Origin of the sequence: Streptomonospora arabica (assembly GCF_039531585.1) — a bacterium.
GTDB lineage: Bacteria > Actinomycetota > Actinomycetes > Streptosporangiales > Streptosporangiaceae > Streptomonospora > Streptomonospora halophila.
This window is the reverse complement of record NZ_BAAAQI010000003.1, coordinates 253,573-270,581: the sequence shown is the minus strand read 5'-3', so window position 1 is coordinate 270,581 and position 17,009 is coordinate 253,573. Positions and strand designations below refer to the sequence as shown.

Below are 17,009 nucleotides of genomic sequence, written 5' to 3'. Positions count from 1 at the left end.
GGCACACACCGGTTCCGAAAGTCCCGCGGTCCGCTGCAGGGCTGCGGCGACCTGCGCCGACGCCCTCGGCGCGGTCGAGGACGCCCGCGATTCCCCTCCACAGCAGGCAGGTCGGGCTTGGCCGTGCGCGCCCGGGGCCTGAGACTTGAGAGACTGAGCGGGCGGATGTGCTCGGCGCGGCCGGATGTGGCCGCAGCGAACGGAGCCGACGCGAACCGAACCCCACGGCCCGCCCGGCGGCTCCGGCGCCGGAGCCGCAGCGGAATGGAGGCGCAAGCATGGACCCGGACCGCGTGCTGGAGGGACTCGACCCCGAACAGCTGGAGGCGGCGCGCGCGCTGCGCGGCCCCGTGTGCATCCTGGCGGGGGCCGGGACCGGCAAGACACGCGCCATCACCCATCGCATCGCGCACGCGGTCGCCGCCGGCGTTGTCACCGAGCAGCAGATCCTCGCGGTGACCTTCACCACCCGCGCCGCCGGCGAGATGCGCGGGCGGCTGCGCTCGCTGGGCGCCCCGCGGGTGCAGGCGCGCACCTTCCACTCCGCGGCGGTGCGCCAGCTCTCCTACTTCTGGCCGCAGGCGATCGGCGGCCCGATGCCCTCCCTGATCGAGAGCAAGATCCAGGAGGTCGCCCGGGCGGCGCACGCCTGCGGGCTCCAGCTCGACCGGACCGGCCTGCGCGACCTGGCCGGCGAGATCGAGTGGTCCAAGTCCACCCAGGTGCGCCCCTCCGACTACGAGAAGTCCATCGTCAAAGCGGGGCGCACCGCCCCCATGCCCGTCCACGACGTCGCCCGCGCCTACGAGGCCTACGAGGAGCGGTGCCGCGACCGCAACCTGCTCGACTTCGAGTCGATGCTGGAGCTGACCGCGGCGATGATCGCCGAGCACCCGCAGATCGCCGACCGCGTCCGCGACCAGTACCGCTACTTCGTCGTCGACGAGTTCCAGGACGTCAACCCGCTACAGAAACTGCTGCTGGACGCCTGGCTGGGCGACCGCGACGACGTCTGCGTGGTGGGCGACCCCAACCAGACCATCTACTCCTTCGCGGGGGCCACCCCCGGCTACCTCACGGGCTTCTCCGCCGCCTACCCGCACTCCACGGTCGTGCGGCTGGTGCGCGACTACCGCTCCACCCCCCAGGTGGTGCGGGTGGCCAACGGCGCGCTCAAGCACGCCCGCGGCGCGGCGGCCGAGCACCGCCTGGAGCTCGTGGCCCAGCGCCCCGACGGCCCCGACCCCCTCTACACCGAGTACGACGACGAACCGGCCGAGGCCACGTCCGTGGCCCGCAAGATCGCGGCGCTGATCGACGCCGGCACCCCGGCGCGCGAGATCGCGGTGCTCTTCCGCACCAACGCCCAGTCGGCGGCCTACGAGCAGGCGCTCGCCGACGCCGGGGTGGCCTACACCGTGCGCGGCGCCACCCGGTTCTTCGAGCGCCCCGAGATCCGCCAGGCCGTGCACACCCTGCGGGGCGCGCGCCAGGGCGCGGGGTCCGACCCCCTGGTGCAGACGGTGCGCGACATCCTCGCCCCCCTCGGGCTGACCCCCGAGCCGCCGGAGGGCCGGCAGGCGCGCGAGCGATGGGAGTCGCTGGCGGCGCTGGCCCAGCTGGCCGAGGACGTCGCCGCCGCCCGGCCCGGCGCCACCATGGACGATTTCGCCGAGGAGCTGGACGCCCGCGTCGCCACCGAGCACGCGCCCGAGTACGAGGGCGTGACCCTGGCGAGCCTGCACTCGGCCAAAGGTCTGGAGTGGGACGCGGTGTTCCTGGTCGGGCTGACCGAAGGCCTCATGCCGATCGTCTTCGCCGAGTCCACCGAGCAGGTCGAGGAGGAGCGCCGGCTGTTCTATGTCGGCGTCACCCGCGCCCGCGAGCACCTGTCGCTGTCGTGGTCGCTGTCGCGCTCGCCCGGCGGCCGCAAGAGCCGCAAGCCCTCGCGCTTCCTCGACGGCCTGCGCCCGGCCTCGCCGTCGCTGGCCGGCCGCGACAACCGCAGGCAGGCCAAGGTGGTGCGGTGCCGGATCTGCGGGAACACCCTCACCGAGGCCGCCGAACGCAAGCTCGCCCGGTGCGGCGGCTGCCCCGCCGACTACGACGAGGAGCTGCTGGAGCGCCTCAAGGCGTGGCGGCGCGAGACGGCCGAGCAGCAGAAGGTCCCGGCCTACGTGGTCTTCACCGACGCCACCCTGCAGGCCATCGCCGAGCACGTTCCCGCCGACATCGCCCGGCTCTCCCGCATATCCGGCGTGGGGGCGGTCAAGCTGGAGCGCTACGGTGAGGCGGTGCTGGCCCTGTGCGCAGGTGAGGAGCCCGCCGCCGAAGACCGAGGAGGGGTGCCCCATGGGGGACGGACAGAGCAGGCCGACTGACACCGCCGAGCCTCCCGGCCAGTCGGACCAGCCGGGCCAGAGCGTCGCCGGGCTGCTGGAGATCCTCGACCTGGAGCGCATCGAGGACAACATCTTCCGCGGGCGCAGCCCCGACGGCGGGCCGCAGCGCGTCTTCGGCGGGCAGGTCGCCGGCCAGGCCCTGGTCGCCGCGGGCCGGACGCTGCCGGCCGACCGCCGCGTGCACTCGCTGCACGCCTACTTCATCCGGCCGGGCGACCCCGCGGTGCCCATCGTCTACGACGTCGACCGGGTGCGCGACGGCCGCTCGTTCACGACCCGGCGCGTCACCGCGATCCAGCACGGCAAGGCGATCTTCACGCTCTCGGCGTCGTTCCACGCCGACGAACCCGGCCTGGAGCACCGGGTGGCCATGCCCGATGCGCCGGGCCCCGAGGAGCTGCCGACCATGCGCGAGCGGCTCTACAGCGCATTCGGCAGGGTGCCGCGCTTCGCGAGCTGGCACCCGATCGAGATGCGGCCGGTCGGACCCCTGTCGTTCGAGGTCGAGCGCGACCCCGGCCTCAGCACCACCGACAACCTGGTGTGGCTGCGGGTGGGCGGCAGCCTGCCCGACGACCCCATGCTGCACGTCTGCCTGATGACCTACGCCTCGGACATGACGCTGCTGGACACGGTGCTGCTGCGGCACGGGCGCACGTTCTCCGGGATCTCCATGGCCAGCCTCGACCACGCCATGTGGTTCCACCGGCCGTTCCGCGCCGACGAGTGGCTGCTCTACGCACAGGAGACCCCCACCGCCGGAGGCGCGCGCGGGCTGGCGCGGGGACTGGTGTTCACCCGCGAGGGCGACCTGGTGTGCTCGGTCGTGCAGGAGGGCCTGCTGCGGGTGGTCGACACCGAGGAATCCGGCGGGTCCTGAGCCCGCCCCGCCCCGCTCCCTCCGCGTTGCGGGCGCAGGACCGCGCGTCCCCCGGGCGCGCGGTCCGGGCCCGCGGCGAGGCGCGTGCAACGCTTTCCCGGCCGCCGCAATTCCCGCTCCCGGCTGGCCGAGTCCGGACGAAACACCTGGTCAAAAATTGGTTGCCGGATCTCACGGCCCCGCCATAGTCTTGACTCCGTCAGCGCCCGCGCAGGCCGTGGACGAGAGTCCGCTGCCCGACCCGGAAGGGAGGTGTCCCATCTAATGATCATGAGCATCGCCATCGGTTCCTTCGCCGTTTCCGGCGAGTTCGTCGCCATGTCCTGGGACACCGTGCGCAACGGCGCCGCATGCGGTCGGCCGCGTCCGGTCGGCGTCCAGGGCGTCTCTTCGGCGAACGCCCGGCTGACGCGTCCCGGTACCGAGCGGGGGCACGGCTATGCCCGCCTCGCCCGCACCGCGGATCTCAGCCGACTGGAATCCGAGTTCGCAGCAGCAACCCAGCGCCCCAAGGGCGTGGTGGGGGAGTGTCCACGGGGCATTCCGGCCTAGCAGTACGACGGCCGGGTGTCTTCCCCGTGGCCGCGGACCCCACACAGGGGCCGCGGCCATTTTGATCTTCAGCGGAGACCACCCTTCTCGAAGGGGCAGGAGTGTCTCCCGCCGATCGCAGGTCTTGGCCCCGCAGCCGGACAAACGTCCGGCCCAAGTAGCCGCCAACCGCGTTCGACACCACAGATCAGGGAGGACACCGATGCTTGCGTCGGTCCTGGAGACGTCGAGTTTCGGCGAGATCGAGATCCCCTGCAGGCAGGAGCCCGACCTCTTCTTCGCCGAGGCACCGGCGGACGTCGAGGCGGCCAAGGCCATCTGCCAGGACTGCCCGGTCCGCGAGCAGTGCCTGGCCGAGGCCCTTGAGCGCAGGGAGCCGTGGGGAGTCTGGGGCGGCGAGCTGCTCGTCTCCGGCAAGGTCGTGGAGCGCAAGCGCCCGCGCGGCCGCCCCCGGAAGAACGCCGAGCCCGTGGCGGCCTGACCGGCCGCCGCGGCCCGCCACCCGCGGTCCTCGAACGAATCCGACCCCCGATAAACAGCACCAGCTCCCGGAAGGACACCCCGACGATGCTGCTCTTCGAGCTCGTCAACCTGCAGATGAACGTCGACCAGCGGCGCGAGCGGCAGCGCCTCCTGCTTGCGGCCCGCCGGCTGCGCGCCGTCCGGCGCGAGCGCGAGCGCGCCGAGCGGCTTCTCATGGAACTGCCGTGGTCACGCCTAAGTTGACCTGACCTGTGCGGGGCCGGTCCGCGCCGGACCGGCCCCGCACCGCCCGCTCCGGCGAGGTCAGCGCTGGCCACAACCGGTCACCTGGTTTTACGGGAGCGTGCCGCAGGTCACCGCCGACTGCGCTAGGTTCCCCGCCCGCAGCAGGGGCACAGACCGGGCGATCGCTTCCGATAAGGAGCAAAAAGTCGCAACACGGCCCTGTGGCGTCCGGCCCCTCTGAGCTAACGTGAAGCTGTGCCTCAGAACACCAAGGTCGAGGTACGCCGAAGTCCCCGCCGACGACGCACGGTCTCGGCCTATCGCGACGGGGACAAGACGGTCGTCCTCGTCCCCGCCACGTTCTCCCGCGCCGAAGAGAAGCGCTGGGTCGACCGCATGCTGGAGCGTCTTGAGGCACGCGAGGAGCGCCGCCGTCCCGACGACGACTCACTGCTGACCCGCGCGCTCGACCTCGCCGACCGCTACCTTGAGGGCCTGGCCCGCCCCGCGAGCGTGCGCTGGGTCGACAACCAGCAGACCCGCTGGGGCTCCTGCACCCCCGAGAACGGCTCCGTCCGGCTGTCGCGGCGGCTCTCCGGCATGCCGTCCTGGGTGGTCGACTACGTGCTGCTGCACGAGCTCGTGCACCTGATCATCCCGCACCACGGCCAGGAGTTCTGGGACCTGGTGCACCGCTATCCCAAGGCCGAGCGCGCCCGCGGCTACCTCGAGGGCGTCAGCGCGGCGCCGCGCCTGGACGCCGGCGACAGCGGTGAGATCGGCGAGGAGGACGACGTCGACGAGGTCGGCGAGGCCGAGGGCGCCGAGTCGGACCGTCTCGACTCCGACAGCGCCTGAGGCCGCCGCCGCAGCAGTACCGGTCGCCCGGAGCCGCGGCTTCGCGGCGCGGTGCGGCGAGCGGGTCCGCCCGCCGAAACCCGCCACGCCGCAGACGCGTGGCACCATCCGCTTCGCCGGCCCGCCGGCCCGCCGGGCGCCCACAGCGCCGGAACGCGGGAGCGCGGCCCGCATTCGGTCGGCCGGGCGCGCCTACGAGGGTGCGAAACCCGGCTCCGGGCGGGTGCGCGCCGCCTCGGCCGCCGCGCGGACGAGGGCGCGGCAGGCGTCGTCGGTGGGGTCGGGGATCTCCTCCACGGCGAACCAGCCCAGGTCGGAGGACTCGGCGGCGTCGATCGACAGCGGCGCCTCCCGCTCCGCGGCCACCACCGCGTACTGCACGTCCAGATGCCAGGTGCCGCCTGCGCAGCCCACCCGGTGCCGGTCCAGCCGAATCGGCCCGGGCAGCAGCCGCAGGCCCGACAGCCCCGACTCCTCGGCGGCCTCACGCAGCGCCGCCTCGCCCAAGGAGGCGTCGCCCTCCTCGCAGTGGCCGCCGGTCTGCAGCCACTTGCCGATCTTGCGGTGCAGGGTCAGCACGGCGCTCGTGCCGTCCGGGTCGACGATGGCGGCGCTGGCGGTCAGGTGCCCGGCGACGCAGGTGCGCGCCATCGCGTCGGGATGGCGGTGGAGGTGGTCCAGGTAGAGGCGGCGCAGCTCCTCCTGCGCCGCCTCGGGCGCACGCCAGGCCGCGAGCTCGGAGCGGGCGGCCGCGCGCAGCCGGTCCAGGATCACGCCGGGCTCCCGCCGGAGCCGCCCGAGCCGGTGCCGTCGCCGCGGTCCTCGCCGCCTTCGTCGCGGCCGCCGTCGGTGAAGGGCTCGTCGGAGGCCTCGGTGAACTGGCTGATGTCGATCTCGTCGGCCTCCGAGCCGGCGCGGCCGTGCACGAACGCGTCGGGGTCGTCCAGGTCGTCGCCCGAGGGCATCAGGTCGGGGTGCTCCCACACGGCGTCGCGGCCCTCGATCCCGCGCGCGTCCTCCAGGGCGGTCCACAGCGCCGCCGCCTCGCGCAGCCGGCGCGGCCGGAGCTCCAGCCCGACCAGCGTCGCGAAGGTGTGCTCGGCGGGCCCGCCGGTGGCCCGCCGGCGGCGGGTGGCCTCGGCCAGCGCGGCCGACTGCGGCAGCCGCTCGGCGACCGCCGCGTCGACCACGACCGACAGCCAGCCCTCGACCAGCGCCAGCGTGGTCTCCAGCCGCGCCAGGGACGCCTTCTGCTGCGGGGTGTCCTGCGGCTGGAACAGGCCCTCGCCCTCGCTGCCCGAGAGCACCTCCTGCAGTGCCTCGGGGTTGGCGATGTCGATCTGGCCGAGCTTCTCCTCAAGCCCGCTCATGTCGAAGGACATGCCCCGGGCGTAGTCCTCCACCAGGGTGAACACGTGTGCGCGCAGCCACGGCACGTGCCCGAACAGCCGGTGCAGCGCGACCTCGCGCGCGGCCAGGTAGAGCCGGATCTCGTCCTCGGGGATGCCCAGGCCCTCGCCGAAGGCCGTGACGCCGTCGGGCAGCAGCGCCGCGGTGCCCTCGCCGGCCAGCGGCAGGCCGACGTCGGTCGAGCCCACCACCTCGCCGGCGAGCTCGCCGATGGCCTGGCCGGCCTGCTGGCCCACGAGCATGCCGCCCATCTGGCGCACCATGCCCATCAGCGGCCCCGCCATCGACTGCATCTCGTCGGGAAGGTTCTGGCCCATGGACTCCACCAGCCGCCGGGTCAGCGGCTCGCACAGCTTCGACCAGGTCGGCATGGTCTTCTCGACCCACTCCGACCGGCTCCACGCCTGCATGGTGTGCACGCCGGACGGCAGCGACGTGGCCTCGTTGGTCCACAGGTCGGCCAGGCGCAGGGCCTCCTGCACCTTGGCGAAGTCGTGCGCGCCGACACTGGAGTCGCCCTTCTGCGACACCGCGTGCCGGGCGATGTTCTTGGCCATGTCCCAGTTCACCGAACCGGACTCGGCCTGCTGTTCGCCGGACGAGGGCTGCGCCGCCATCATGTCGGCGAACTGGCGCAGCATCTGCGCCATCTGCTGGGGGTCGCCGAAGGGGAAGCCGCCCGGCATGCCCGGCTCACCACCGCCGGGGCCGCCACCGCCTGGGCCGCCGCTGCCGGCACCCGAGCCGGAGTCGCCCGATCGGCGCCCGGACTCGTCGTCGGGGTCGTTCGGCATGCTGAAACCAAAAGGTAGGTCGCTCACGATTAGACCTCAGGCAGGATTAGGTTTGTCTCCACTGTCACGTTAGCTGGGAGCCGCCCGGAGTGAATACCGAAACGAGCCAGGTTCGCCCACAGCACACCACACGTCCCGGGGCTCCGGTGATCGCGGTCACCGGAGCCGCCGAAGGCATCGGCCGTCTCCTTGTGGAACGCCTGGTCACCGCCGCGGGTTCCGGCGCAGTCGCCGAAGTCGTCGCGATCGGCGGTCACGGCGACGACGCGGAGGGCCCGCCGCCGGGCGCGACCCGGCGCACCGCCGACGTCCGCGATCCCCGGCTCGCCCACTGCCTGCCGGGTGTCGACGTGCTCGTGCACACCGACGACGACCGCACCCTGCAGACCCCGGCCAAGCAGCGGCGGGCCGACAACCTGCGCGCCGCCCAGACCGTGCTGACCGCGGCGGCCGCCCAGCGCGTCCCCCGGGTGGTCCTGGTCACCAGCACCATGGTCCACGGCGCCGACCCCGAGAACCCGGTCCCGATGCCGGAGGACTCCGAGGTGCGCACCGAGACCGGGGCGGGCCTCGTCGGCGACTGGGTGGAGATCGAGGACCTGGCCTGCCGCGCCCGGCGCTCCCACCCCGGCCTGTCGGTGACGGTGGTGCGCCCCGCGCCGCTGGTGGGCCCCGGGCTCGACACCGTGCTCACCCGGCACTTCGCCGCTCCGCGGCTGCTGACCGTCCGCGGTCGCCGGCAGACCTGGCAGTTCTGCCACATCGAGGACCTCGCCTCCGCCCTGGAGCACGTGGCGGTGCGCGGCGTCGAGGGCGCGAGCGGCGCGGTCGCGGTGGGCTGCGAGGGGGCCCTGTCCCAGGACGAGGCCGAGGAGATCGCCGGCCTGCGCCGCTTCGACCTGCCGGCCAACCTGGTCTTCGGCGCCACACAGCGGCTGCACAGTGCGGGCCTCACGCCCGCCACGGCCGCCGAGCTGAAGTTCCTGGTCTACCCGTGCGTCGTCGACTGCGCCGCCCTGCGCGAGAGCGGATGGCGCCCGGCCTACGACAACGCCGAGGCGCTGCGTGCCCTGCTGGACGCGCGCAGCGGCAAGTCCGCCCTGGTCGGCCGCAACGTCGGCCGCAAGGAGGTGACGATCACCGCGGCGAGCGCCGCCGGCGCCGCAGCGGCGGCCATCGGCACCGCGGCCGCGGTGCGCCACCTGCGCAAGCGCCGGGGCCGCTGAACCCGGCTCGCCGCGCCCGCGCGCTCCCGCGGGCCTCCGGCGCATGGAGGGCCACCCCGGCGCTGCGGCCGGCGCCGATCCGCCGCGACCCCGCGGAATGCGCGCTGGCCGACCGTCCGCGGGCCGCCGCTGTTGATAACGTCGGCATGTGGATGCCATCAGCCTGGTAGGACTGCGCGAAGCCCCGATCTCGGTCGACGAGGTCCTCGCCGCGGTGGGCGACCCCCGGGCGGGGGGCACCGCCTGCTTCATCGGCACCGTCCGCGACCACGACCACGGGCGCGCCGTCGCCCGCCTGGCCTACTCCGCCCACCCGCGCGCGGAGGCCGAGATGCGCGGCGTCATGGAGAAGGTCGTCGCCGACACCTCCGGCGACGGGCGCCCCGTCTGGCGGGTGGCCGCGCTGCACCGCGTCGGGGATCTGGAGATCGGCGACACCGCTGTCGTCGTCGCCGCCGCTGCCGGGCACCGCGACGAGGCGTTCGGCGCCTGCCGGCGGCTGATCGACGACATCAAGGCCCAGGTGCCCATCTGGAAGCATCAAGGGTTCTCCGACGGCGGCACCGAGTGGGTCGGTGCCGAGTAGGCCGAAGAGCCGGCGAGCGCACGTAGGCGGCCCCGCAGCCGCGGCGGGTCCCGGCGGGGGCCGTCCGTGCGCCGTTTAGGGTGTGCAGCATGTTCCGTCGTGCTATGACCCTGATCGTCGCGGTGCTGCTGTTGGCGGGATTCGCGGTGGGAGCGGTGTATCTGCCCGTTCCCTACCTTGTCGCCTCCCCCGGCATCGCGCTGAACACTCTCGGTGAGAGCGGCGGCGAGCGGATCATCCGGATCGAGGGGACCCGCAGCTACAGCCACGAGGGCGGGCTGTCCATGGTCACGGTGCAGTACACGGGCGGCCCCGACACGCACATGGACCTGTTCACCGTGCTGGGCGCGTGGCTCTCGCCCACCCAGGCGGTGCTGCCGCAGGAGGCGCTCTTCCCGCCCGACCAGAGCGTCGAGGAGATCACCCAGACCCAGACCGTGGAGATGAACAGCTCGCAGCGCAAGGCCACGGCGGCGGCGCTCACCCAGTTGGGCGTCGACTACGAGACCGAGGCCTATGTCGCACGGGTGATGAAGGGCAAGCCGGCCCAGGGCGAGGTGCGCAAGGGCGACGTCATCGCCCGCGTGGACGGCGAGCCGGTCGCCGACAAGGACGAGGCGGTCGAACTCGTCGGCGACCGCGAACCCGGCGACGCGGTCTCGCTCACCCTCGACCGCGAGGGTGCGGACGAGCCCGTGAAGGCCGAGGTGAAGACCGCGGCCGACGACGAGGGCAACGCCGTCATCGGCATCCTCGTCGCCGACCGGATGGAGTTCCCCTTCGAGGTCGACATCAGCGTCGGCGAGATCGGCGGTCCCAGCGCCGGGATGATGTTCTCCCTCGGAGTCATCGACCGGCTCAGCCCCGAGGGCCTCACCGGCGGGCACCAGATCGCCGGCACCGGCACCATCACCCCCGAGGGGGAGGTTGGAGGTGTCAGCGGCGTGGCGCAGAAGATGGTCAGCGCCGAGCGGCTCGGAGCCGAGTACTTCTTCGTCGCCTCCGACAGCTGCTCGCAGACCTTCGACTCCGCGGCCACCGGCGAGATCGAGGTGGTCAGGGTCGACGAGCTGGACGACGCCGTCGGCGCGCTGAAGAAGATCCGCAGCGGCGAGGGGTCCGGCGACCTCCCGCGCTGCCAGCCGGGGTAGAGCCCCGCCGCGTCACTCCTCCTCGTCCTCCAGCGTGAGCGCGAGCGCCGAGGTCAGCGCCGGAACCAGGTCCTCGCCGTTGAGCACCTCGTCCTCGGAGTCGTGGTGGCGCATCCGCAGCGCGGAGTGCCGGCTGCCGTCGCGCAGCACGCCCGCCACCATGCGGACCTCCTCGCTGCCCTCCTGGTTCTGCGCCCACGACCCGGCGTCGGCGTCGCGGGGCGGCTCAAGCGTGGCGTCGGAGCCCTTCAGCACCAGGCGCTCCATCACCAGGGCGCACCCGGTGACCGCCTCGGGCCAGGCCATCCGGCCCAGCGCCTCCTCCAGCGGCACCTCGCCGGGCAGCGGCTCCTGCTCCACGGGGGTGAGGTCGTCGTCGGCGATCTCGCCGGTCAGGCCCAGCATCTCGGCAAGAGCGGGCTCGCGCTCCATCAGGTCGGTGGTGGGCACCAGCGCGTAGATGCGCACCGGCTGGTCCCAGCCCTGGCCGGCGGCGTGGCGCTCGAGTTCCAGGACGGCTTCGCGAATGTTGAAAGACACCCACCCATGGTGGCCGACGGCGGGGACCGGAAGGGCGCGTTCCACCGAGTAAAGTCGCACCACGGGTGCTCCGATGCCCGCCCGAATCCCAGTCGATGTCATCTTGTCATCGCTTGGCGCGGGGTTTCGGGAACCCGGGGGCCGCCCAATAAGTTGCCGATACCAAAGGGACCGAGTCCCCCGATACCGACTGCAGTGCCAACTATGAGGGGGAGGCGTGAGCTTCCGATCGCCCGGCGCACCGTCCGCGCGCATGCCCCGTCGATCCCGGCTGCTCGCGCCTGTCGCGGTGGTCGTGGTCGTCGTCATCGCGGGGTTGTTGACCGCCGCGAACTTCTGGACCGACTACCTGTGGTTCGACTCCGTCGGGTATTCGACCGTCTTCCTCACCGAACTGCGCACCCGCTCGCTGCTGTTCGCCGTCGCCGGCCTGCTCATGGCCGCGGCCGTCGGCGCCAGCATGTTCTTCGCCTACCGGTCCCGCCCGCTGGCGCCGCCCATGAGCCCCGAGCAGCAGGGGCTGGCGCGCTACCGCATGTCGATCGACCCGCGGCGCAAGATCTTCTTCTGGGTGATCGTGGCCGGCCTGGGCGTGCTGACCGGCGCCTCGGCCAGCGGTGAGTGGGGGACCTACCTGCAGTTCGCCAACGGCGCGTCGTTCGGAGTGAACGACCCGCAGTTCGGCCGCGACATCTCGTTCTACACCTTCACCTACCCGTTCATGCGGGTCGTGCTGGGCTACCTGTTCGCCGCCGTGGTGCTGGCGTTCATCGCCGCGGTGGTCGTGCACTACCTCTACGGCGGCGTCCGGCTGCAGAGCCAGGGCCAGCGCGCGACCCCGGCCGCGCGCGTGCACCTGTCGGTCCTGCTGGGCGTCTTCGTGCTGCTGCGGGCGGCCGCGTACTGGCTGGACCAGTACGGGCTGGTGTTCTCCAGCCGCGGCTACACCTTCGGCGCCTCCTACACCGACGTCAACGCGGTGCTCTACGCGGTGATCATCCTTTCGGTCATCTCGGTCGTCTGCGCGCTGCTGTTCTTCGCCAACATCTACGTGCGCAACGTGATGATGCCGGTGGCCAGCCTCGGCCTCCTGGTGCTGTCGGCCATCCTCATCGGCGGCGTCTACCCCGCCATCGTGCAGCAGTTCCAGGTCAGCCCGAACGAGCAGCGGCTGGAGCGCCCCTTCATCCAGCGCACCATCGAGGCCACGCGCGCCGCCTACGGCATCGGCAGCGCCGAGGTCACCGACTACGACGCGCAGACCGAGCTGACGGCGGAGCAGCTGTCCGAGGAGGCCGCCACCATCCCCAGCGTCCGCCTGGTCGACCCCTCGGTCGTCTCGCAGACGTTCCAGCAGATGCAGCAGGTGCGCGGCTTCTACCAGTTCCCCGAGGTCCTCAGCGTCGACCGCTACGAGGACGACGAGGGCAACAACGTCGACACGATCATCGCCGCGCGCGAGCTGTCGGGCCCGCCCGAAGACCAGGACAACTGGCTGACGCGGCACACCGTCTACACCCACGGCTTCGGAATCGTCGCCGCGGCCGGCAACCAGGTCGACGACCAGGGGCGGCCGGTCTTCACCGAGTACAACATCCCGCCCGAGGGCGAGCTGTCGGAGGTCACGGGCGAGTACGAGCCGCGGATCTACTTCGGGCGCGAGGGTGCCGAGTACGTCATCGTCAACGCCGAGCCCGAGTACGACTACCCGCTGGGCGGCGGCAGCGACGACGTGACCACCAGCGAGGACGCCGGGGAGCCCGAGGGCGACCCCTCGCCGGACAACGCCAACGCGCCGGCCGGCGCCCAGGCGAACGCCCAGGGCGGCGACCAGCAGGGCCAGGGCGGCGAAGGCGGCGGCCAGAGCCCCGAGGCGCAGAACGAGGAGCAGGGCGGCGGTGGCGCCAACCAGGGCAGCGGCCAGCGCACCAACCGCTACCAGGGCGACGGCGGCGTCGAGCTGGGCAACTTCTTCAAGCGCATCCTCTACGCGCTGCGCTACCAGGAGCCCGACATCCTGCTGAACAGCGCGATCTCCGACGAGTCGCGCATCATCTACGAGCGCGACCCGGCCGACCGCGTCGAGCGGGTGGCCCCGTTCCTCACCGCCGACGGCAAGCCCTACCCTGCGATCGTCGACGGCCGCGTGCAGTGGGTGGTGGATGCCTACACGACCACCAACATGTACCCCTACTCCGAGCGGATCGACCTCGCCGACGCGACCGAGGACACGTTCACCCAGAGCACCGACACCGTCAACGCGCTGCCGGGCAACCAGGTGAACTACATCCGCAACTCGGTCAAGGCGACCGTCGACGCCTACGACGGCACGGTCACCCTCTACGGCTGGGACAAGAAGGACCCGGTGCTCAAGACCTGGTCCAACGCCTTCCCCGGGGTGATCACCAAGAAGAGCGAGATCGACAACGAGCTGATGTCGCACCTGCGCTACCCCGACGACCTGGTGAAGGTCCAGCGGGAGATGCTGCGGCGCTACCACATCACCGACGCCGACGCCTTCTACGGCGGCCAGGACTTCTGGAACGTGCCGGCCAACCCGACGACCGACGGCGACAGCCCCGAGCCGCCCTACCGCCAGACCATCCGCTACCCGGGCGAGGACGACGCCGACTTCTCCGTCACGTCGACGTTCGTGCCGCGCGGCCGCGAGAACCTGGCCGGCTTCCTGGCGGTCAACAGCGACGCGACCGAGGACGACTACGGCAAGCTGCGCATCCTGCAGCTGCCGCAGGACACCGTGGTCATGGGCCCGGGCCAGGTCCAGGCCCAGTTCGCGGCCGACGACGCGATCCGCGACGAGCTGCTGCCTCTGCAGCAGAGCGAGCAGTCGCGGATCATCAACGGCAACCTGCTCACCCTGCCGTTCGCCGACGGGCTCCTCTACGTCGAGCCGCTGTACGTGCAGGCCGAGGGCAGCCAGACCTCCTATCCGCTGCTGCAGAAGGTGATGGTCGGCTTCGGCGAGGAGGTCGCGATCGGCAACAACCTGCAGGAGGCGCTGAACAACCTCTTCGAGGGGGGCGCACCGCTTCCGGAGGGCGACGAGGACGACGGCGGCGAGCAGGACGGCGGCGGTGGCGGTGCCGGGGGCAGCGAGGAGCTCTCGGCAGCGCTCGAAGACGCCGCGCAGGCCTATGAGGAGGGCCAGCAGGCCCTGAAGGACGGCGACTTCAGCGCCTACGACGAGGCCAACCAGCGGCTGAAGGACGCGCTGGAGCGCGCCGAGGACGCCTCGGGCCAGAGCGGCGGCTCCGGCGACGGCGGAGGCGACGGAGGCGGTGGCGGCTCGAACTGAGCCGTTCCGTCCGTGCCCGGTCGGCGGCCGCGGCGGGCAGGTGCGCGCACCTGCCCGCCGCGGCCGCCGCCGTTTCCGCGGCGCCGGTCGGGGAATCCGATTTGGTGTTGTGGCAGGGGAGCGATACTGTGGAAGCACACCGACGCGGGGTGGAGCAGTTCGGTAGCTCGCTGGGCTCATAACCCAGAGGTCGCAGGTTCAAATCCTGTCCCCGCTACCACGTGGCAGAGCCCGGCTCCCGGGAAACCGGGGCCGGGCTCTTCTCGTCGATCGGTGGATGGCGAGTCGCGGCTTGCACGGACGGCGAGTCGCGACCCGCTCCCGGAGGCGGCGCCGGTCGGGGAATCCGATTTGGTGTTGTGGCAGGGGAGCGATACTGTGGAAACACACCGACGCGGGGTGGAGCAGTTCGGTAGCTCGCTGGGCTCATAACCCAGAGGTCGCAGGTTCAAATCCTGTCCCCGCTACCAGCGAAGGCCGGTGCGGAAGGAAATTCGGTTTCCTTCCGCACCGGTTTTTCTTTTCTCCCTGGTCCGGTTCCGATCCCCTGCGGCGGCCCGGGGCGCGGCTCGGGGAACCGGGGCCCGCGCGCCGTCGACGGGGCACCGCCCGCTTTCCCGGCACGCCCTCCGACCGGGTGTGACGCGTCACTCTCCGGCCCGCGGGGGGCCGTGAGGGGCCCGGTCGCCGGTTTGGTTTCGGGGCCGGGGAGCGGTATTGTGGAAGCACACCGACGCGGGGTGGAGCAGTTCGGTAGCTCGCTGGGCTCATAACCCAGAGGTCGCAGGTTCAAATCCTGTCCCCGCTACTAGTAAAGGCCGGTGGGAAGGAATCCCGATTCCTTCCCACCGGCCTTTCGCATTCCCCGCAGAACGTCCGGGCCCCGAATCGGCGAACCCGCCGCGGCGGGCCGGAGGCCTGCGGGAGCCCGCCGGCCCGGTTCCTCAGACGCCGGCGCAGGTGTGGACGTCGAAGACCGTGTCGCAGCCGTCGCGGACCCGGTCGTCGTGCGTGGCGATCACCACGGCGCGGCGCACCCCTCGCGGCTCATCCCGCGCAGGACGTCGACCACCATGTCCCCGTTGCCGGTGTCGAGCGCGCAGGTGGGCGGGGCTATGCGCCCTTGAAGCCGTCGCAGGCGATGTAGGCGCCCTTGTCCGTGGTCCAGACGACGGTGAAGGGGCCCGGGGCCAGCGAAGCGTCCGTGAAGTCACCGGGGAAGGCCAGCTCGACCCACTTGTCGGCGGAGACCGACGCCTCCGCCTTGTAGGTCGTGCCGTCGGGGGCGGAGACCGTGGCGGTGACGGGGACGTCGCCGGAGCCGTTGTTGTCGCGCAGCTTCAGGGGCGCGCTCTTGGAGACCTCCGTGCGGGGCGCCGAGGTCTCCCAGGCGCCTCGGGCGTTGGTGGTGATCCGGGGGTCGCAGGTGACCTTCTCCGGATCGAAGCGGAGCTCGGCCAGCGCCGAGGGATCGGCGACCGGCGCCGCGGCGTCGGTGCTGGGAGCGACCTGCGACTCCAGCTCCTCCATCGACGGTCCGGGGGAGGATCCGCACGCGCTCAGCGCGAGGCACGCCGCAGCGGCGGCCGGGAGCAGCAGGCGGAGGGGGGTACGGCTGGACTGTTGCGACACGAGCCGCAGACTACTACGCCCCGAAGGCCTTCGCGTCCCGCCGCCGTCCGGGGCGGCCCGTCAGGTCAGCCGCAGCGGCGCCGGGCCGCCGCCCGGGGTGGGGCCGCCGTTGAGCTGGGTGAGGACCTCGTCGTGGAGGGCGCCGTTGGTGCACACCAGCGGGCCGCCGTCGGAGAAGTCCTGGCCGCGCAGGTCGGTCGCGCGCCCGCCGGCCTCCTCCAGGATGACGGGCAGCGGGGCGGCGTCCCACAGCGAGAGCTCCGGTTCGGCGGAGATGTCCACCGAGCCCTCGGCGACCATCACGTGCGACCAGAAGTCCCCGTAGGCCCGGGTGCGCCATACCGAGCGGGTCAGCCCGAGGAAGCTGTCGAGGCGCTGCCGGTTCTCCCACTCCGACATCTCCGAGAACGACAGGGACGCGTCCTCCAGCGCCGAGACCCGCGACACCGTGCAGCGGGTCGCCTTGGTCAGGCTGCGGCCGCTCCAGGTGCCCCCGCCGCGCGAGGCCCACCAGCGGCGGGTCAGCGCCGGCGCGGAGACGACACCGACCACCGGGCGGTCGGCTTCGAGCAGGGCGATCAGCGTCGCCCAGACGGGCACGCCGCGCACGTAGTTCTTGGTGCCGTCGATGGGGTCGAGGACCCAGACCCGGTGGCTGACACCGGTCCGGCCGTACTCCTCTCCCACCACGGCGTCGCGCGGCCGGGCGCGGGAGAGGACCCCGCGCAGGGTCTCTTCGACGGAGCGGTCGGCCTCGGTGACGGGCGTCAGGTCGGGCTTGGTCTCGACCTTCAGGTCGAGCGCTCGAAAGTGCTTCAGGGAGATGTCGTCGGCCGCGTCGGCGAGGACGTGGGCAAGACGCAGATCATCGTCAAAGGACGCCATGGCGGCTTACGCTACCCTTCCGGGGACCGGAGCGGACTACCGGCGCCCTGCGGGATCGGAGAAATCGCG

At 72.4% G+C, this 17,009-nt stretch carries 15 protein-coding genes and 3 tRNA genes; 13 read left to right on the top strand and 5 right to left on the bottom strand.

All coding sequences use genetic code 11. From position 1 onward, the window contains the following. Positions 1 to 278 precede the first annotated feature (278 nt). The 6 genes from ABD284_RS07350 to ABD284_RS07325 all read left to right on the top strand — a co-directional run bounded on the left by ABD284_RS07350 (position 279) and on the right by ABD284_RS07325 (position 5,400). A complete protein-coding gene (locus tag ABD284_RS07350) occupies positions 279 to 2,381 on the top strand; it encodes an ATP-dependent DNA helicase UvrD2 (RefSeq protein WP_344141759.1) in 2,103 nt (700 codons plus the stop codon). Then, on the top strand, positions 2,353 to 3,282 hold the full coding sequence (locus ABD284_RS07345) for an acyl-CoA thioesterase (RefSeq protein ID WP_344141758.1): 930 nt from the start codon (positions 2,353 to 2,355) through the stop codon (positions 3,280 to 3,282). The genes ABD284_RS07350 and ABD284_RS07345 overlap by 29 nt, the downstream gene beginning before the upstream one ends. A gap of 270 nt (positions 3,283 to 3,552) precedes the next feature. Continuing rightward, positions 3,553 to 3,834, top strand: a complete 282-nt coding sequence (locus tag ABD284_RS07340) for a hypothetical protein (RefSeq protein WP_344141756.1) — start codon at positions 3,553 to 3,555, stop codon at positions 3,832 to 3,834. A 202-nt stretch (positions 3,835 to 4,036) separates the two neighbouring features. After that, entirely contained in the window at positions 4,037 to 4,315 is a 279-nt protein-coding gene (locus ABD284_RS07335; protein ID WP_344141755.1) for a WhiB family transcriptional regulator, read from the top strand. An 86-nt stretch (positions 4,316 to 4,401) separates the two neighbouring features. Further along, entirely contained in the window at positions 4,402 to 4,560 is a 159-nt protein-coding gene (locus ABD284_RS07330) for a hypothetical protein (protein ID WP_344141754.1), read from the top strand. A 237-nt stretch (positions 4,561 to 4,797) separates the two neighbouring features. Beyond that, positions 4,798 to 5,400, top strand: a complete 603-nt coding sequence (locus ABD284_RS07325; protein WP_344141753.1) for a M48 metallopeptidase family protein — start codon at positions 4,798 to 4,800, stop codon at positions 5,398 to 5,400. A 192-nt stretch (positions 5,401 to 5,592) separates the two neighbouring features. On the opposite strand, the gene ABD284_RS07320 is transcribed toward ABD284_RS07325, so the two are convergent. Beyond that, on the bottom strand, positions 5,593 to 6,168 hold the full coding sequence (locus ABD284_RS07320; RefSeq protein ID WP_386698955.1) for an NUDIX domain-containing protein: 576 nt from the start codon (positions 6,166 to 6,168) through the stop codon (positions 5,593 to 5,595). 2 nt (positions 6,169 to 6,170) lie between these two features. Then, positions 6,171 to 7,631: a zinc-dependent metalloprotease gene (locus ABD284_RS07315; protein ID WP_344141751.1), complete on the bottom strand. Its 1,461-nt coding sequence runs from the start codon at positions 7,629 to 7,631 to the stop codon at positions 6,171 to 6,173. 119 nt (positions 7,632 to 7,750) lie between these two features. Between ABD284_RS07315 and ABD284_RS07310 the strand changes: the two genes are divergently transcribed. From ABD284_RS07310 to ABD284_RS07300, 3 genes are all read left to right on the top strand, one after another. Next, positions 7,751 to 8,830: an NAD-dependent epimerase/dehydratase family protein gene (locus ABD284_RS07310; protein ID WP_344142019.1), complete on the top strand. Its 1,080-nt coding sequence runs from the start codon at positions 7,751 to 7,753 to the stop codon at positions 8,828 to 8,830. Positions 8,831 to 8,978: 148 nt separating this feature from the next. Beyond that, on the top strand, positions 8,979 to 9,416 hold the full coding sequence (locus tag ABD284_RS07305) for a molybdenum cofactor biosynthesis protein MoaE (protein ID WP_344141750.1): 438 nt from the start codon (positions 8,979 to 8,981) through the stop codon (positions 9,414 to 9,416). 89 nt (positions 9,417 to 9,505) lie between these two features. After that, on the top strand, positions 9,506 to 10,567 hold the full coding sequence (locus tag ABD284_RS07300; protein WP_344141749.1) for a YlbL family protein: 1,062 nt from the start codon (positions 9,506 to 9,508) through the stop codon (positions 10,565 to 10,567). 12 nt (positions 10,568 to 10,579) lie between these two features. On the opposite strand, the gene ABD284_RS07295 is transcribed toward ABD284_RS07300, so the two are convergent. After that, positions 10,580 to 11,107: a PPA1309 family protein gene (locus ABD284_RS07295; protein ID WP_344141748.1), complete on the bottom strand. Its 528-nt coding sequence runs from the start codon at positions 11,105 to 11,107 to the stop codon at positions 10,580 to 10,582. A 253-nt stretch (positions 11,108 to 11,360) separates the two neighbouring features. Here ABD284_RS07295 and ABD284_RS07290 point away from each other — a divergent pair, with 253 nt between their 5' ends. From ABD284_RS07290 to ABD284_RS07275, 4 genes are all read left to right on the top strand, one after another. Further along, positions 11,361 to 14,423, top strand: coding sequence for a UPF0182 family membrane protein (locus ABD284_RS07290; protein WP_344141747.1), 3,063 nt, complete (start codon positions 11,361 to 11,363; stop codon positions 14,421 to 14,423). Between the two features lie 143 nt (positions 14,424 to 14,566). Then, positions 14,567 to 14,643, top strand: a tRNA-Met gene (locus ABD284_RS07285). 173 nt (positions 14,644 to 14,816) lie between these two features. After that, positions 14,817 to 14,893: transfer RNA gene (locus ABD284_RS07280), tRNA-Met, on the top strand. 264 nt (positions 14,894 to 15,157) lie between these two features. Then, positions 15,158 to 15,231 (top strand) — tRNA-Met (locus ABD284_RS07275). A gap of 305 nt (positions 15,232 to 15,536) precedes the next feature. On the opposite strand, the gene ABD284_RS07265 is transcribed toward ABD284_RS07275, so the two are convergent. Together ABD284_RS07265 and hisN are read right to left on the bottom strand one after the other, a co-directional pair. Beyond that, positions 15,537 to 16,055, bottom strand: a complete 519-nt coding sequence (locus ABD284_RS07265; protein WP_344141746.1) for a hypothetical protein — start codon at positions 16,053 to 16,055, stop codon at positions 15,537 to 15,539. Positions 16,056 to 16,115: 60 nt separating this feature from the next. Continuing rightward, a complete protein-coding gene (hisN, locus tag ABD284_RS07260) occupies positions 16,116 to 16,940 on the bottom strand; it encodes a histidinol-phosphatase (RefSeq protein ID WP_344141745.1) in 825 nt (274 codons plus the stop codon). Positions 16,941 to 17,009: the final 69 nt, after the last annotated feature.

What these genes read in the sequence shown, in the direction of transcription:
- hisN (WP_344141745.1), bottom strand. Translation starts at nt 16,940, where the DNA reads ATGGCGTCCTTTGACGATGATCTGCGTCTTGCCCACGTCCTCGCCGAC.
- ABD284_RS07345 (WP_344141758.1), top strand. Translation starts at nt 2,353, where the DNA reads ATGGGGGACGGACAGAGCAGGCCGACTGACACCGCCGAGCCTCCCGGC.
- ABD284_RS07290 (WP_344141747.1), top strand. Translation starts at nt 11,361, where the DNA reads ATGCCCCGTCGATCCCGGCTGCTCGCGCCTGTCGCGGTGGTCGTGGTC.
- ABD284_RS07300 (WP_344141749.1), top strand. Translation starts at nt 9,506, where the DNA reads ATGTTCCGTCGTGCTATGACCCTGATCGTCGCGGTGCTGCTGTTGGCG.
- ABD284_RS07350 (WP_344141759.1), top strand. Translation starts at nt 279, where the DNA reads ATGGACCCGGACCGCGTGCTGGAGGGACTCGACCCCGAACAGCTGGAG.
- ABD284_RS07335 (WP_344141755.1), top strand. Translation starts at nt 4,037, where the DNA reads ATGCTTGCGTCGGTCCTGGAGACGTCGAGTTTCGGCGAGATCGAGATC.
- ABD284_RS07330 (WP_344141754.1), top strand. Translation starts at nt 4,402, where the DNA reads ATGCTGCTCTTCGAGCTCGTCAACCTGCAGATGAACGTCGACCAGCGG.
- ABD284_RS07340 (WP_344141756.1), top strand. Translation starts at nt 3,553, where the DNA reads ATGAGCATCGCCATCGGTTCCTTCGCCGTTTCCGGCGAGTTCGTCGCC.